The sequence below is a fragment of the Flavivirga jejuensis genome (assembly GCF_030540765.1).
Taxonomy (GTDB): domain Bacteria; phylum Bacteroidota; class Bacteroidia; order Flavobacteriales; family Flavobacteriaceae; genus Flavivirga; species Flavivirga jejuensis.
In genome coordinates this window covers 76356-93615 of sequence record NZ_JAUOEL010000010.1, presented here as the reverse complement: position 1 = coordinate 93615, position 17260 = coordinate 76356, and the positions used below count along the sequence as shown (strand labels likewise).

At 30.6% G+C, this 17260-nt stretch carries 11 protein-coding genes; all 11 read right to left on the bottom strand.

All coding sequences use genetic code 11. The annotated features are described in order from the left end of the window. Positions 1 to 386: 386 nt before the first annotated feature. Entirely contained in the window at positions 387 to 1874 is a 1488-nt protein-coding gene (locus Q4Q40_RS22510; RefSeq protein ID WP_303304317.1) for a RagB/SusD family nutrient uptake outer membrane protein, read from the bottom strand. A gap of 13 nt (positions 1875 to 1887) precedes the next feature. Further along, on the bottom strand, positions 1888 to 5109 hold the full coding sequence (locus tag Q4Q40_RS22505) for a SusC/RagA family TonB-linked outer membrane protein (protein WP_303304316.1): 3222 nt from the start codon (positions 5107 to 5109) through the stop codon (positions 1888 to 1890). 222 nt (positions 5110 to 5331) lie between these two features. Then, on the bottom strand, positions 5332 to 6555 hold the full coding sequence (locus Q4Q40_RS22500) for a FecR family protein (protein ID WP_303304315.1): 1224 nt from the start codon (positions 6553 to 6555) through the stop codon (positions 5332 to 5334). A 245-nt stretch (positions 6556 to 6800) separates the two neighbouring features. Continuing rightward, positions 6801 to 7982, bottom strand: a complete 1182-nt coding sequence (locus Q4Q40_RS22495; protein WP_303304314.1) for a glycosyl hydrolase family 18 protein — start codon at positions 7980 to 7982, stop codon at positions 6801 to 6803. A 221-nt stretch (positions 7983 to 8203) separates the two neighbouring features. Next, positions 8204 to 8812, bottom strand: a complete 609-nt coding sequence (locus tag Q4Q40_RS22490) for an RNA polymerase sigma factor (protein ID WP_303304313.1) — start codon at positions 8810 to 8812, stop codon at positions 8204 to 8206. Positions 8813 to 9218: 406 nt separating this feature from the next. Continuing rightward, positions 9219 to 10664 carry an aryl-sulfate sulfotransferase gene (locus tag Q4Q40_RS22485; RefSeq protein WP_303304312.1) on the bottom strand — a complete coding sequence of 482 codons (1446 nt, stop codon included), beginning with the start codon at positions 10662 to 10664 and terminating at the stop codon, positions 9219 to 9221. Positions 10665 to 10852: 188 nt separating this feature from the next. After that, positions 10853 to 11119, bottom strand: a complete 267-nt coding sequence (locus Q4Q40_RS22480) for a hypothetical protein (protein WP_303304311.1) — start codon at positions 11117 to 11119, stop codon at positions 10853 to 10855. 778 nt (positions 11120 to 11897) lie between these two features. After that, the gene (locus Q4Q40_RS22475) at positions 11898 to 12551 is read right to left on the bottom strand and encodes an MBL fold metallo-hydrolase (protein WP_303304310.1); all 654 of its coding nucleotides are present in this window, start codon (positions 12549 to 12551) and stop codon (positions 11898 to 11900) included. A gap of 2 nt (positions 12552 to 12553) precedes the next feature. Further along, entirely contained in the window at positions 12554 to 13294 is a 741-nt protein-coding gene (locus Q4Q40_RS22470) for a 4'-phosphopantetheinyl transferase family protein (RefSeq protein WP_303304309.1), read from the bottom strand. A 3-nt stretch (positions 13295 to 13297) separates the two neighbouring features. Then, positions 13298 to 14650, bottom strand: a complete 1353-nt coding sequence (locus Q4Q40_RS22465; RefSeq protein ID WP_303304308.1) for an MATE family efflux transporter — start codon at positions 14648 to 14650, stop codon at positions 13298 to 13300. 81 nt (positions 14651 to 14731) lie between these two features. Next, a complete protein-coding gene (locus Q4Q40_RS22460; RefSeq protein WP_303304307.1) occupies positions 14732 to 17137 on the bottom strand; it encodes a TonB-dependent receptor in 2406 nt (801 codons plus the stop codon). Between the last annotated feature and the right edge of the window lie 123 nt (positions 17138 to 17260).

The following is a 17260-nucleotide window of genomic DNA, read 5'->3' as shown; positions in this document are numbered from 1 at the left end:
GGCGCTATTTCATTTAGGCCGAGACATTTTTCTCATGTCTACCAAAAAACATTAAAAGAAAGCTTTATAAGCTACTTCAATACTAGCATACGAGGTATTCAATAGGAAATATTTTTTAAAGATCCGAGTATTAAACCTAAAGGTTCCGCTAAAAAAGCGGGAGTTTGATATAGCAAAACACAATCTGGATTTAACAATTAAAGACTACATTTATCCAACAATATGCTAACCCTAATACAATGGATCAATAAAATACTTTAAAACCAAACGATATTAATCAAAAAACCTAAACAACGATATCAATATCATTGTTTAGGTTTAAATATTTATTTTTAATCCTTTATAATCTGCATCGGTTATTTAGGACTAAACATTATTAATAATAATTAATTTCCAAGGTTTGGATTCAATTCAACTTCAGAAGAAGGAATCAAAGCCCAAGGATTCGCTTCATTTATAGTGCCGATCACTGGTAAATCTAAAGCATCTTTATTTGCTGCTACTTCTTCAATAATTTCAGTTCTTACCATATCGAACCATCTAGAATACTCTCCTGCTAATTCCCATGCACGCTCTTGAACAATTTCTGCTTGAGTAGCACTTGTAACATCTACTGATGGGTCTGGAACGTTTACAGGCTTACCTGCAGCTCTTCTTTTTACTTTATTTAAACTAGCCAACGCTTCTGTATCAGTCGAACTTGTCGACATAACTCTCGCTTCAGCATATGTTAACAATAGCTCAGAATAACGCATTAAATATGCATTTAAGTCTGGACCTCCACCGTTATAATCAAATTTATCATCTTTAAGTGTGCCTCTCCATTTTGCAAAGTATGGATGCTTATGTAAACTATTTTGCCATGTAATAACTCCTCCTCCAGCTGCAGGAAATTCTGTAGTAAAAGTGGCTTCTTTTCGTGGTCCTTCTGGAAACCCATTAAAAAAACCTACTTCTGTAAAGAAATCTTGCCATCCTGATTCTTCTGGACTAACAGAACCAACAGATTTCCAATTTCCAAAAGTCCAACCACCACAACTATAACAGAAATTTATTGCAAAAATACTTTCAGAATTGTTTTGTGTAGTAGGGTCATTCCATAGATCAGCAAAATTAGCCACTAAAGCATACGGACCATTATCAATTACATTTTTTGCCTCAGCCGCTGCCAATGCATAATTAGCAGTATTTTTTAAAGGAAATCCTGCCGATGTTAAATAAACATGAGCAAGATAAGATTGAGCCGCCCATTTAGTAGGTCTTCCTTGCTCATCTCCCCATGTTGCTGGAAGCAAACCTTTAGCTTGAGTAAAGTCTGATATAATCTGAGCATAAATAGCTTCAAAAGAAGCTTTTTCCTCTTCTCCAGAAACTTCAGTAGAACTTAATAAAGGCACTTCTCCATATGTTCTTACCAAAAAGAAATAAGCCAATCCACGAAGAAAATGTGCCTGACCTGCCGCTTGGTCTAAATATTCTTGAGAGGCATCTACCTCTTGGTAATAATCAAGTACAGTATTTGTTGTTAATACCATTTTCCACCATGGATTCCAATTTTGAGCCTTTACATTACCATTATCCGCATCTGGATAAAATTGATCATACTGTCTGAAATTATCTTTATTACCAGCTCCCCAAGTGGTAAGATCATCACCTCCAAAATAAGGTATTTGACCATGTACATAAGTCGCAAATGATAATAGAGAATTGTATTGAGCTGTCACAGCAGCATCTAAATCTCCCTCTGTTTGGAAAAAATTACCAGCCGTTAAAGTTCCTTCTATGTCAGGCTCAAGTTCCTGACAGCTGAAAATAAAAAGACTGGTAACAACCAACATAAAAAAACTAATCTTAAATAATATATTTTTTTTCATAATATGTTTTTTTTTAAAAGTTAACATTAAGCCCAAGAGTTACTGTTTTTGTATTTGGAAATACTCCATTATCTACTCCAGGGTCGATATCGCTACCTCCACCACTAGATACCTCTGGATCAAAGCCAGAATATTTGGTCCATGTAATTAAATTTTGAGCACTTAGGTAGACTTTAGTTGAAGTTATACCAATGGTGTTTAATGTACTAGATGGTAAATTATAACCTAAGCTTATGTTTTTCAACCTAATGAAAGAGCCATCTTCTATAGAAAATGAAGAAATTGGTCTGACTGCACTATTCAAACTAGGAATATTGGTATCGGTATTGGTTGGTGTCCAAGAGTCTAAACTTCCAGGGTTAAGAGCATTCCTAGATATAGCTCCCCATCCATACGTACTAGTACCTATAGCATTATAAATCTCATTTCCTTGTAAGGATTGCACAAATAGATTTAACTCTAATCCTTTATATGTTAATCTATTATTAATACCGAAAACAAAATCTGGATTACCATTACCTAAAATAGTTCTATCATTTTCAGAATCTATCACTCCATCATCATTAAGGTCTTTATAGGTAGCATCACCTGTAGTAGGATCTGGCCCAGTGTATTCATAACCATAGAATGATCCCAATGATTCTCCAACTTTAACAATGGTAACAGCACCAGAAAACGAATTATAATCACCACCTAACTCAATTTGCTCTAAATCGTCAACTAATGCTAATACCTTATTCTTGTTTGTTGAAAAATTTGCTCCCATTTCCCAAGAAAAATCTTTGGTAGTAACCAGGTATGCATTAACCGAAAATTCATAACCTTTATTTTCTACCGCAGCAGCATTTACCCATTGGTAATTTGATCCTGTATAATTTGGCAAATTTCTTCTCATAAGCAAACCTTCTGTTTTTTTACTATAGTAGTCAAAAGCACCACTAATCTTTCCATTTAATACAGCAAAATCGAAACCTACATTGGTTTGTTTAGTTTCCTCCCATGTTAAATTTGGGTTAGCTGCTGTTTCGGAAGGTCCTATACCAATTGATAAGCTAGAATCAAGATTTCCTCCAAAAACATAATTGTTACCATTTGTTGTTAGAAAAGCATGAGCTGCTTGTGTATCAACTTTATCACTTCCTGTTACACCCCAACCTCCTCTTAATTTAAGGTTGCTTATAACAGAATCATCTCCAAAAAAATCTTCGTTTGAAATGTTCCAACCTAATGAAAAGGAAGGAAATATTCCTGTTTGATCATTTAAAAATTTACTGGATTTATCTGCTCTAATAGACCCTGTTAGTAAATATCTATCATCAAAACCATAAGTTACCCTACTTATATAAGATTCCAAACTATTTCTACTTGATCCAGACCTAACTTCTTGGTTAGTTCCTAAACCTAAATTATCTGCTCCTAAATTAGAATTAGGAAAGTTTTCAGATGATGCTTCTGTAAAACGACTATTGTATTCTGACTGTTCAAATATAAGATCGGCAGAGATGTTATGCTTTTCGTTAAATATATTTGTATAGGTAAGTCTGTTCGTATTTTGATACGAAAGTCCATCACTTACATTACTTGTAGCACTATTTCCTGTCTGAAGAACTCTAGGATCAACATACTCTCTAAAATTACTATAACTAGAATTTGCTCCTAAAGCAATATTAAAGCTTAAATTATTTGTAATTTCATAATTTAAAGCAATTCTTGATTGTAAATACTTTCCATAAGTTGTACGATCTGCTACAGTTGCTAAAAAAAGAGGGTTTTGCCATTGATTAGCAACATTATTTACTGAAAATAAATTAAATTCTCCATCACTATCATAAACAGGAGTTGTTGGATCGAATGTTAGAGCTGCTGCCATAAGGTTTTGGTCTCCAAAAGCAGAGGTGTTACTAGCTCCATTTTTACGAGTATCGCTAGTCGCAAACACATTAAAATCCATCTTTATTTTTTCGCTAATTTCGGCACCAAGATTAGCTCTAAAACCAAATCTCTCATAATTTGTGCGCTTTATTAACCCTTCTTGTTTAGAATGATTAGCAGACACATAATATGAAATACCAGGTCCACCTCCACTAAATGCTAACTGATAACTATTTGTAATAGCTGTTTGAAATATTTCATCTTGCCAATCTGTTCCTCCATTAGCTCTTAATTCACTTATTTGTTGGTCTGTATAAATGTCCACACCACCTTGTTCAAGACTTTTTCTATTTGCCAATTCTGCAAAATCCGCTCCGCTTAACAAATTAAATTCACCAATTGGATCTCCAACCGAGATAAAAGAATTAAACTCAATTTTATTCTTTCCTTCTTTTCCTTTTTTAGTTGTTATAATTACAACACCACCAGAAGCTCTATTACCATAAATAGCTGTAGCACTAGCATCTTTTAGAACACTAATAGTTTCTATATCTTCGGGAGCAAAATTAGCTGTACTTGCTCCAATAAACCCATCTACAACATAAAGAGGATCGTTATTACCAAATGACCCAGAACCTCTAACTCGTATCTTAAATCCACTACCTGGAACCCCATTATTTTGAGTTACTTGTACACCAGATAGTCTACCTTGTAATGCCTGATCTACAGATATCATTGGTTGATCTTCAAAATCTTCAGCAGAAATTTGAGAAACGGCACCTGTAAGATCAGATTTCTTTTGAGATCCTCCATACCCAACAACCACAACTTCGTTTAAACTTGTTGCATTTTGAATAAGAGTAATATTCATTTCTACACTTTCATCTACTAAAATCTCTTGAGTATTATAACCAATAAATGAAACTACCAATACCGCATTTTTGTCTTCAACATATAAAGAAAATTTTCCGTCAAAATCGGTTTGCGTACCATTTTCAGTACCTTTTTCAAGAATATTAGTTCCTGGCAGCAAGCGTCCATCAACATCTCTAATAATTCCAGTAATTCGAATACTTTGGTTAGACTCTTCTAATTGGCTAGAAGTAGTCGGTAACGTTTCTTTTTTAATAATTACAGTATTATTTTTATTAACATCGAAATTAACATTGAAAGAAGAAATACTTTCATTCAATAATTTACTAACCTTAATTTCTCCTTTTTTTAATACTACTTTTGGATGTTTTTTAAATAAATCTTCTTGGTAGATAAACTTATAATCCGTTTGGCTACTAATCATTTTAAAAATTTCATCTACAGTTACTACTTTATCAGTATCAACTATAATTTTTGCGTTTTGCGACATTAAGTTGTTCGGTGTCATACTAAACATCGAAAAGCAACATACAAAAATGAATGTTCTCATAATAAGTTTAAAAAACTGTTTTCTAAATAGAAAACAATTTTTAATTGATTTAATTTCCATAAATTTACATTGTATTAGTTAGTTAAAACATTTAATTAATTGTGCGTAACAAAGAGAGGAAGGTTTATTTTCGTTGAGATGTTAATATTTCTATTCCTCTTTTTATTTTAATATTATTGTTTTTTCTTTTATTTCATAATTACTTATAAAGTTTGTATTTTTTATCAATAATAGTATCTCTTCTAAATCTTGAGATTTACTTAACTCTCCATTAAACTTATACTTTTCAATTTCTTTATTTTGAAATTCTATACTTACGTTATACCATCGCGATAATACTTTCATGATGTCTTTTAATGTTTTTCCTTGAAAAACAAAATCTCCATTAACCCAAGCTATTTCACCTTTTATATCAACCTCAACAATTTCCATTTCACTATTGAATACATTTAAAATTGACTGCTCATTTGGAGCCAATACTTGCTTGTTTGCTAACGTGTTGATTATAATTTTACCTTCAATTAAAGTGGTATAGACATTCGGCTCATCTTTATAAGCTTTAATATTAAATTTTGTACCTAACACTTCTACTTCTTGAGATTTATTATATACTTTAAATTTCGCCCCATTATGCACATTACCAGGTGATACGTCAAAATAAGCTTCTCCATATACAAGCTCTACCTCACGAGTTTCTCCATTAATAAAACTAACAGGGTATTTTAATTGGCTTTCAGAATTTAACCGAACTTGGGTGCCATCAGATAATTTAACGAAATATTGACCACCTCTTGGAACGGTTAAATAGTTAAATTCTATTTCCGTTGCATTTTCTTGACCCCTCGTATTATAAACAATTTCCTTTCCATTGCTACTCAAATTTTCTGCTTGAAAATTTGCACCATTTTCTAGGATTACTTCTAAACCGTTCCCTAAGGTTAAAGTGGCTTTGTTTTTACCAACCTCAATATTATTTACTACTACGGGTGTATTATTATTAAGAGTAATAAGTATATCATCTTTAAAGAAATAACCACCTATTAATATTCCTGCTAAAACGACAACAATGGCATGTTTTATTTTTCCTATAGCCCTAAAACAATCTCCAATTACAGAACTAGAAAACGCAACTTTCTCCTCACTAAAAGACTCTTTTTCAATATTTTCCCAAATCTTATGCTTTCGTAAGCTCAACATTTTCTCTGCATCCTTCATTGAATTCACTATATGGCAAGCCACAATAATATCTTCTTCATTATATTCAGAAAATTTTTTTCTAATAACAAACCTCATCTTTTCTTTTCCTTTTTCCGTTACCATACGAACAAAAAGCGGGTTGTTTATTAATAATTTTACCTTTTCTATACTACCTTGGTCTTTTTTCAATTTAATATTTAATAAATATTAGAGCCCTGATTTATCACCATTGTTTATTATTAAGAGTATAATTTCTTAAAATCTAATAAGTAAAATTCAATTATTTTTATTTGTAGTTATAAAATATCCAAACTAGAATCATTATTCCCCAATTACTATTCTTAAAAAGAACTACTCTTCAGTAATTTTAAGGGATACAAAGAAGAGACTACTTTTTATCTCGCTTCAAGTATCTGGGAATCACAGTTATTTATTTACTTCTCTGAGCTTGCCCAATCCAATACTATTTTATTCATTTCTTGCCATTGTTTTTTAGCTGAATTTCCATCATAAATCCACATCCCCACACTTGAAATACCTTTTTCTTGAAATAGACTCAATAAATGACTTGTGCTATCTTTATCTGCTGCATAAAATTTCTTTAATCTACCGTCAATACTACTAGTGTATATATAAACCCATATTCTATCTAACCAAGACCAATATTTATGTACTGGCTTATCCTTATTAATGTCTTGCGGGCTTGGATAATAGCTTTGTCCATTTTTAGCATAGAGATCTTTAACACCAACATTATACTGTGGGTCTAAATAATAAATATTACTATATGCAGGTATATTAATCGTTAGTTTTTCAGTAGGTACAAATTCCATCCAAAAATTCAACGCTTGCTCTGCATATGGGTACGAACATGTGGGTCCCATTCCGTAACAATCTAATCGTTTTTTTAGTTCATCATCCATTTTCCCACCTCCAAAATTCTGATCATAAAGCATGATTCTAATATTATCACAATAATTACCAATAGTCACTGGATCATACCACCAAACAAATGGTTTTTGAAGCATTGCAGGATAATAACCTACAGCCATTGCTAATTTTAGACCTTCCTTATGCAAACGTTCTGCTGCGTATTTTACGAACTTGATATGTTCGTTTTTTACTTCGGGTGTAATATGCTCTATATCCATATCAATACCATCAAAAGCATACTTCTTTGCTTTTAAAATCCATTTATCTACCGTTTTTTTTCTTGCTTCTGGTGTATCAAAACTCTTTTCACTACCCCCTACTGCTAAATATACGATACGAATTCCTCCTTCATGAGATGCGCTAATAAACTCATCCCATTCTTTTCTATCATAATTTTCTGGTTTTACAAACATACTAATGTGATCTCCAGATCCTGATGCTATTATAGGCTCTATATAGCTCAACAAAGGCTTTCCTTCTTTTGGCACTAACCATGGAGAAAAAGTACGTTCCTGACCATAACTTGATAATAGACAAAATATTGAAGTAGTCGTTATGATCACTTTTTTCAATGCATTTATTTTGAAAAAAATCAGAAAAATAATCTTGCTTATAATATCCAATAAGCCAGAAGACTCATTTTTAAACCTTAATTTTACTTTATCTATACTATTCTTGGTCATTTTTTAATTAAATATTAGAGTAATTATTTATCGTCATTGTTTATTATTAAGAGTATCGTTTCTTAAAATCTAATAGGTAAAATTCAATTATTTTTATTAGTGAAACTCAATTTTGGGAGTCTATAAGACACATTCAAAATTCTAAATCGAACTAATCCCTATTTTTAGCAAGGTTTAGGTTTAATACCTCTACTCTTAGAAATTAATAAGCAAAAATGGAACTAAACTCTCGCATTAAGTTTCTCATCACTCAACTTTCTCTTTAAGTTGGAAATTGCACGAGACAAAAGATTATAAACACCTCCTTTACTAATACCCATAATATCGGCTATTTCGGATCCGTCTAATGATTCAAAGTATTTTAAATAAATAATTTCGCGCTGCTTAATAGGTAACACATCTACAACATTATTAACACGACTAAGATGATCTTGATCTGGCATTCCTATTTCTTCTATCTCATTTGACTCCCAATCTGATAAATCTTTATTTTTATTTTCCTTTTTTATTGTGTGTACAAGTCTATAACGAAATGCAAAAAGTAAGTAGTTAGTTATAGAATATTTTATAGTAAGATTTTCTTTTTTATTCCAGAGGTAAATAAAAAAATCTTGTAACTGATCCTCAACTAAATCTTGATTCTGGGTTATCTTGATCCCATATAAAAGAAGTTTATCAAAATTTTCATTATAAATATAACAGAATGCTTTTCTACTACCTTCTTTAAAAGAATTCCATAACAAATTATCATCAATTTTTGAAGACCCAAATTTTATTTCTTTATCAAAATTAGAAATTGGCAAACCATTGTTATTTTTATTAAAATTCATTTTTTTAATGTTTCTCAACTTATATTTACTTTATATCTAAAATTTTCATTTTATAATTCATCATTAACGAATTCAAACATAATTATACAGTGATAATGATATTTTAAGAGAAATAAAGAATTTCTTGAAATCAACTACCCCCGAGGCAACCATAGAAGTATTTCTCTGGTTCCATACCCAATCAAGTTGAGCACAGGTTTTGGTCTAGAAAGGTCAAAAACCAAAATTCTGTGTTTAAAGTCCCGTTTTAACGGGACTAATAATTTCAACGGTAATCCAGAGACAAAGTCTAAGCGAATTTTTTTCGATTAAAAGGGGGCTTGAGGTTTCTTTATGTTTTATTACTCATAAATAAGTGTTAATCAATATTTACACTAATTTATCATTCATCAGATTGTATTTATTTCTATTTTATAAAATCATTAATTTTATACATTTTGTCAACATACTCCGTTCTATAAGATTTATAACTAGCTTCTAACTGTCCAATATAATTTCCAGATATATCAAAATAGTAAACCCTTTTTTTATCAGATGAGCAAAACATAACATATTTATTATCTATAAGATATGCACTCCCTTTTGAAGCAGAATAAAATTCTTTAGGCATAGCAAAATTAATCTTTGGGGTTGCTGTCATTTTCTCTTCATCTATAATGAATGATTTAACCTTAGGAATAGAATCGTTAAGGCCATTATCTAAGAGCATAAGCTCTCCTCTACTATTTATATGAGCAGCATGTTGTCCGTAAAATTTCAAATTATCGGGCAAATTGAAATCGCCATCGTCACCTCCTAATTTCCATATAAGCTTTCCAGATTCTCCATGTATTTTCCATATTTGATTCAGGTTTCTAAAAGAGATTAAAAAATGTCCTTCTTTATCCTGCCATAAAGAATTGGCGTGTAGCCAATCTTCTTTTTTATCCATTATACCTGGATAACTCACTGGATCAAGAACATCTAATGCAGACCATTCCCAGACCTTATTTCCCTTTTTGTCTATAATAATAATACCATCACCTATTACATTTTCTTGGGCACTACCTCCTAAAGAGGTCATATCATATTTACCTTCTACATAGCTTAACGCCATGATATTATCATGGTTATCATATCTAACTTCATGGTGAATAACCTTATCTAAACCTTTTTTACCTGTTTGAATTCTAAAAAGAATATCCCCCTTTAAATCAAATTCGGCAATTTCTTCTCCCCTCGTAAACTTAGTAGGGTTTATACTTAATATGGTTAAAAAAGTATGGTGCTTTGTCCAATGTGCTACTTTAATACTTCTAGGTACTTCATGATACCATACAATTTTCATTTCGTTATCTAGAAGAAGTAAATACCCTGGAATATCTAAAGAGTGACTGAGTACATAACCTTTAAATAAGTTTTTCACAACAGTACTATCAGATTTTGGGTGGTTAAAGGGAAGCCAATAAGGAATTGAATTAGTTGTAAATGTTTTTTCTTCACTATAACTTTTACAAGTATTATCTTGAACAACTACACTATATTTATATGACGTATTTTGCTTAAGGTTTGTTAAAGTAATTTGATGTGTTTTTTTGTTTTTTGAAAGTTGTGTGTAATAAAAATGTTTTCCATTTATACTATCTAGAGAACTTTCTTTATCAACCCAATATTTAACATAAACATCCAATGCTTTTCCTGTTTTTACAAGAACATTATATTTTAGAACATTATTTTTAACTGGAGCTATAGACACCTTCTCGATGTCATGAGAGTTTACGCATTCTCCTTCCCACTTATTTTCTTTTTTACATGCAAAAAAGCAAAACAATACAAGAGTAAGGATGATACAACTATATATACTTTTATTCATTTCTTATTATTCTATTTTTTTCAACTTACATAGACATTATCTTATCTAGTAATACTTTTTGTTTAAATCAATTTTTAATGTCTTTACTCTAAATCTGACTCAACATATTGAATACCTCCCTTTTCAAATCATACTTATACAACTTCAAAACTGAAGCCTACAAACTGATTATTAAGATCGTAAAAGCTTTATGCTTGTAATTCGATAAAAAGAAAATCTCCTACAGGAAAATCTGCCGAACCACTATAAATCCCATCATTATCAAGGTCAGACAACAGCACAAGACTAGAAGTCCAACCTGTACCATTTGCGTTTCCGCCTATTCGCAGTTCTTTTCCTGTTTCAGGATATGCTGCTCTATTTAAATCTACATTAAAGGTTACACTTTGCCCATAGGCAGTAGCAAATACAGTATAAACCAAAATAAACACTGTTAACTTGTAATTTTTCATCATGTTATATTATATTAATTAAAAAGAAACTGCTTTATTTAAATAGCTTAGAAGTTAAAATCCTATTTAATTTTAAAGCAAATCACTTTCCTGCTCTCAGTTGTAAACTTACTAGTAATATGTATTTATATATGTTGGTATTTTCTGAAATCTTGTGAGACATATTCGTAAAATTGTATTAATAAAAATCCTTTTCATCTGTAATGTCTACAAACACATTCTAAAACTGCCAAAGATTACTTTGCTACACTTTATAATGAAGCATCAAGAGTAACGGATCAATCCCAAACTATTATTTCAATCCACACACAACTTTTGGGATTGATCCTTGTTATGGGTTCGTTATTATTGTTTTCTAAAGAACAAGAAAACACTAAAGTAGCAACAGATAATAGTGCTATAAAATAAATTTTAAATTTTTAGTGATATTATTTATTAATAAGATACAAATTCTTCCATTTAGTTTCGTCAATTTAGAATGTTTTTTATGAATCTAGAAAAGATGAATTTTGGAATGAAGTACGTATTGAAGGGTCTAAAAATAGACTCACTATATTATCTAAAATTGCTTTAATAGTTCTTCAATAAATTCTTTGTCAGTAACATTATTCCTTTCAGAAGTTTCATTGTTTAATATAACGTAACATCAAGTCTTATAATAAGGCATCTAGAATTTTATAGTGTTCTTTTTCTAGCTTTATTTCTGAGTAAGTTTTGTAAAATCATTCCAATCAAAAATTTATTGAAATCGAACAACAATTTCTTTAAGTTTCTATCATTTTCACTTAAATAAAAAAGGGTCAGGAGCATTCTTTCGAATTCTAAATTTCACAAAATGAGTTCTATTATTAAACTGGAAATAAATATTATTATGTAACAAAAAATTTAAACTCTTACCTGGTTGTTTTCCAAAAGAATGCCCAGGCCAAAACTTCGTATCGAGTTTTATATATTTTTTGATAAATTGTACAGAATCAAACAAATCATTTGCTCCTTTCTCATCACATATACCAACACCTTCAATAAAAAAAGTATCTCCTGTGAATAAATGATTTTCTATTAAGTAACATATTCCTCCTTCTGTATGACCTGGGGTTAAAATGGGAGTTACTCGAAACTCGTTAAAATCAATAGTTTTTAAATGATCAATAGGAATCAAGTTTATACATTGGAAACTGGAATTATCAATTTCAACTTTTGACATAAAAATTGGACAGCCATATGTTTCGGCAAATTGCTTCGCTAAATTGGTATGATCATGATGTGAATGTGTTAGCAATACTGCTAAAAGTACAATGTTATTGTCCTTCATAAAAGTATCAATGGTATGAAAATCCCAAGCTGGATCGATTAATACGCCTTTTCCATTAAAGTGAGCTAAATAGCATTGATTTTTAAAATTAGAGTGGGACACTTTAAAAACTTTTACATTCATAATTATTCATGACTTAAAGAAGCAAACATTCCCCATACTTCGTTAAAATTAGCTTTTGTTTTTCTAGGAAGAGCAATAGAAATAGCATAATTGTCATTAATATGTGCTATTGCTTTATACTGTCCAAAATGGTGAAATGAGCATTCAAATGTAGAATTTTCAAGAGTAATGCTAGATATTGTTAGTAAAGAGAAATCTAACATCATTCCCGTTTTAATCACTTTTGACAAAGATTCTTTAATACTCCAAATAACAGTGTATCCAGCGATAGTATTCATGTTAATATTTTTCAATAACACTTTCTCTTCATCTGTAATATAATTTAAAATAACATTTTCTTGATTGGTACTAATTTTTTCTAGATCGATTCCCATGGGGTGGTTTTCTTCAAAAGCAATACTTATTCCCATAATATTACTGTGGCTAATACTTACTTGTTTATTTTGCATCGCTTTGCATCGTACTACTGGAAATCCAAAAATACCAGAATCTATCCATATCGAATTTTCAATAGCCACCTTAGTTAAACTCATAAGTGCCTGTTTTGCAGCTAACCTCCCTAGTAAATAACTTATTTTTCTACGATCGTGTATAAGCATATAGTAACGTTTTTTTTCTTCATGGTGAAGTTTTTCTACATGTAGAAAAACTTCGTCTAGCTTGCTTTGAACAAAAGCAACGGCAACAATATGTATATCGTTCTCCCTCATCATAGTTATATTTTGAACAAAACTTTTTTCCATACACTATTTCTCAATTAATGTTGCTTTAGTTTTTTGTACTCTAATTTTCCAAAATAAAAAATAGGAAGCGGATAGTATCGTAAATAATCCCCAATTAATCCATTCGCTTAGCCATACTATTGTAATACTTGACTTCCATTCGAATATGGAATAATAAGCAAATAACAGATAACAGCTAAAACTAATTACAGCAACATAGGATATTATTTTAGTCTCTCCAATTCCTATTATGGCGTACATATTAATCATACTAACAGAAAATAAAAGCGTTGACACTAAGATTGTTTGCAGTATTGGAATTGCTTTGGCAATTTCCTCAGTATCATTCGTATAAATATTTAAAAAGAGTTCAGGAAAAATATAAAGAAGTACGCAAAGCAGCAAGCTAATTCCTAATCCAATTTGATGCGACTTAAAAATCGCGATTAAAACATGGTCTTTCCTGCCTTGTCCCAATAAATTACTTACTATAGTATTCACCGCCTTACCTACTGCCATAGCTGGAATGCTAATAAATAAGTATAATGATCGTACGACATAGGAAGTTCTTAAATCGCTCCCTCCCTTTTTTTCAATCATTATGAAAAAAATCCAAGTAGCAGTGATATAAAACAAGTTTTGTACAATTAATGGAAACGTTTTTGAAGTGATACTTTTAACAAACACTACATCAATGCTTTTAAATTTAAAAAGCGCATACTTTTTTATCAATCCCAATTTAAATATGAAGCATATATATAGTATCGAGGTACACATCTGGGCTATTATTAATGCTAAAGCTGCACCAAAGACCCCTAACTCAGGAAATCCGAAATTTCCAAATATTAATATATAGTCCAAAACCAGGTTTACTACTATGGTAATTAAAACCCCATAAGTAACAATATAGGTGCGCCCAAGACCGGAAAAAAAAGCAACAAAAAAACTATTGAGAATAAAAAAAGGTAAGCCAACGGCAATAACATCCAAATATATTATGGTGTTTTCAATAATCTCTTCACTCTCTACCATCCATTGTAACCCACCGTTTTTAGTTAAAAAAAACAGACCAAGAATAAATAGTAACAGTACTATGCCTAACAGTAATATGTGATCTAATATCTTTCCAACTTCTTTATATTTTTTTTCTCCAGTTTTACGAGCTACCAACATTTGACTATACTCTGAAAACCCACCCCATATAAAAGAATAAAATATTAAAGCCATGGATGCCAACATTGTTCCATTCAACTCGCTTTCACCTAACCTATTTACAAATGCAGTATCTATTATTTGGCTTATACCTACTGCTAAATTGGCCAAAATTAATGGGAATGCAATAACTAATATATTTCTATAATTTGCTTTAATCTTCATCTCTTTTAAAATTCAATCAATTTCTGTTCCCATTAGAAGCAAATAGTTACCATCTTTGTGGAAATTCAAATATTTTGATCGTTACCTACTATCAGATTCCTTTTTATCTCTTTTTTTACGAGATACCCCCTTATTCTTTCTGTTCCCAAAACGATAAGAAAAGTTCATAGAAACAAAGTTGGATTCTCCCTTAAATCGACCATATACTCCTAAAGCTTCATGAGTTTCTAAATCGAAATTTAGAGACCTGAATAGATTGTTAAAATTGAGATTGGCAGTTGCATTTTTATTCAAAAAAGTCTGGCTTAGTCCTAAGTTAACAAAATATACCTCCCCTTTTTTTGATTGTAATCGCTGGTCTGGGCCTTGATACAGCATAAAAGCAGAAAGCGTTAGACTTTTGGTTATGTTAACGTTGGAATTAAATCTAAAATTAAAAACGGTTCTATCTCCTTCAAATAATTCATCGTCAATAGTACCTTGGATTTTTGTTGAATACAAATCAAAACCAGCATTGAAATTCCACCATGAAACAGGTTTATAATTTAAAGACATCTCTAATCCAAAGGAATTATTAGCATCATAATTAAGATAACTTATAATATATTCATCTCCACTAGAATCATTAGGGTCTAGAAATACATTTCTGGCAATTTCATTTTTAGTCTTTCTATAAAAAACATTTGTGTTTATACTTCCTTTTTTAATTTGCTTTATATAGTTTAATTCTATGGAATTAGTAAATTGAAGTTTTAAGTATGGATTTCCAATAAGTCTAAATCTAAGGTTTGCAAATTGGCGAATAGGGTTTAATTGATCTAATCTAGGACGATCTACTCTTCGGCTTACATTTAATCGATATGAATTTTTATCATTTGGATTATATCTTAATGCCCCCGAAGGGAAGAGGTTAAATATTTCGTTTGAAAAATCAATATGAGGTTGGTTTTCTTTGTTTAAATATGTGTCTTCTTCATATTGCTCTATTCTTATACCTAATTGATAAAACCATTTATCCAAATCTTTAGAATATATTCCATATGCGGATAAAATATCTCGATCATTGTTATACTCCGAGTTTAAAAGCACATTATCATTTAAATACTTATTTGTTGTTCGACGCATTCGATACTCAGCGCCAAGCTCCAATTTGGAAGTCTTCGATAATGGATTAGAATAATCCAAATTTATTATTGTAGTTGTACGTTTATCTTTAATAAACTCGTTAAAGTCTTCTTTCAGACTAAAAATATTAGCAGCATCTTCCTCATTATCAAGAGCATTATAATCCGCTTCTATATCTAGAGTATGTCCTTCTTTATCAAACTCTTGTTTATATATAAAATTATAAGATCCAATAAAGCTCGTTATGTTATTATTAAAATCTAATTCAGAATTTGGTTGATCATTTAGATTGTATATGATATCAGCCAACATGGTATTTTCCCTTGAAGCAACCGTTTGATTCGTATAAATCGAAACTGCTTTTTTGTCATTAATATAATAGTCCAAACCGATTTTGTATAAATGATTATTATTACCAAAACTTAATGCAGAAAATTGCGTCGAATTGTCTATTTCTTTGCTTATAACAGAACTAAAGAGGTTTTTTCCAATATTATTAGAATAATTACCATAAACATTTATTTTCTCTCCTCGATAATTAAGAGCTGCAAAATTATTAAATATAGTATTTGCTCTCTTTATTAAGCCTGAATTGAACTTTCCGTTAAGACCTGATTTATTATTTTTATGAAGCACAATATTGATAATACCACTCATTCCTTCTGGATTGTACTTCGCCGATGGGCTCGTAATTAATTCTATTTTCTTAATGGCTGTGGAAGGTATTTGTTTTAACAATTGAGCGGTATTTAAATTTGACGGTTTTCCATCAATCATAACCCTAACATTATCATTACCTCGAAAACTCAAATTACCACTTTGACTGTCAACAGTAACCGATGGTATATTGTTCATTATTTCGGATGCACTTGCTCCAGCTGTCATCAGATCTTTACCAACATTAATTACTTTTCTATCTACACGTTGTTCGATCGTAGATTTTTCCAAAACAATCTTAACCGTATCTAGTTCTTGAATTGATTCTTCTATACTTATTATTCCAAAATTTAATCTTTTATTTCCACTAGAAATCAAAAACTCTTTAGTTTCAGTCTTATATCCAATAAATTGAATCTCTAAAATAAATTCTCCCTCAGGCAAATCTCTTACCTTAAAGTTCCCTTTACTATCAGTCATTCCGCCTGTTAATATTTTTTTATCTTTTTTATTCTTGATAATAACCGTAGCAAATACAACTGGCTCTTTACCGCTTTTATCAATTATAGTGCCTTGTACAACTCCAATTTTTGATACCTCCGACTGTATTTGAAGTTCTCCATTTTGAGCCATTAAACCCAAAAAGTAAAAATTGAAAAAAACTAATACCGCTATGTGTTTAAATAAACATCTTTTTTTATCCATATTTTTCAAAAATCATATGTATAAATTGATTTTAAATTCATTTTTTCACTCATATCTGATTTTATTATTTTAATTACATTAAACGTAATAGTCCCTTCATTTATAAATAAATTGAATTGTAGC

Coding starts and splice junctions, on each gene's coding strand:
- Q4Q40_RS22510 (WP_303304317.1), bottom strand. CDS start 1,874: ATGAAAAAAAATATATTATTTAAGATTAGTTTTTTTATGTTGGTTGTT.
- Q4Q40_RS22505 (WP_303304316.1), bottom strand. CDS start 5,109: ATGTCGCAAAACGCAAAAATTATAGTTGATACTGATAAAGTAGTAACT.
- Q4Q40_RS22495 (WP_303304314.1), bottom strand. CDS start 7,982: ATGACCAAGAATAGTATAGATAAAGTAAAATTAAGGTTTAAAAATGAG.
- Q4Q40_RS22490 (WP_303304313.1), bottom strand. CDS start 8,812: ATGAATTTTAATAAAAATAACAATGGTTTGCCAATTTCTAATTTTGAT.
- Q4Q40_RS22485 (WP_303304312.1), bottom strand. CDS start 10,664: ATGAATAAAAGTATATATAGTTGTATCATCCTTACTCTTGTATTGTTT.
- Q4Q40_RS22480 (WP_303304311.1), bottom strand. CDS start 11,119: ATGATGAAAAATTACAAGTTAACAGTGTTTATTTTGGTTTATACTGTA.
- Q4Q40_RS22475 (WP_303304310.1), bottom strand. CDS start 12,551: ATGAATGTAAAAGTTTTTAAAGTGTCCCACTCTAATTTTAAAAATCAA.
- Q4Q40_RS22470 (WP_303304309.1), bottom strand. CDS start 13,294: ATGGAAAAAAGTTTTGTTCAAAATATAACTATGATGAGGGAGAACGAT.
- Q4Q40_RS22465 (WP_303304308.1), bottom strand. CDS start 14,650: ATGAAGATTAAAGCAAATTATAGAAATATATTAGTTATTGCATTCCCA.
- Q4Q40_RS22460 (WP_303304307.1), bottom strand. CDS start 17,137: ATGGATAAAAAAAGATGTTTATTTAAACACATAGCGGTATTAGTTTTT.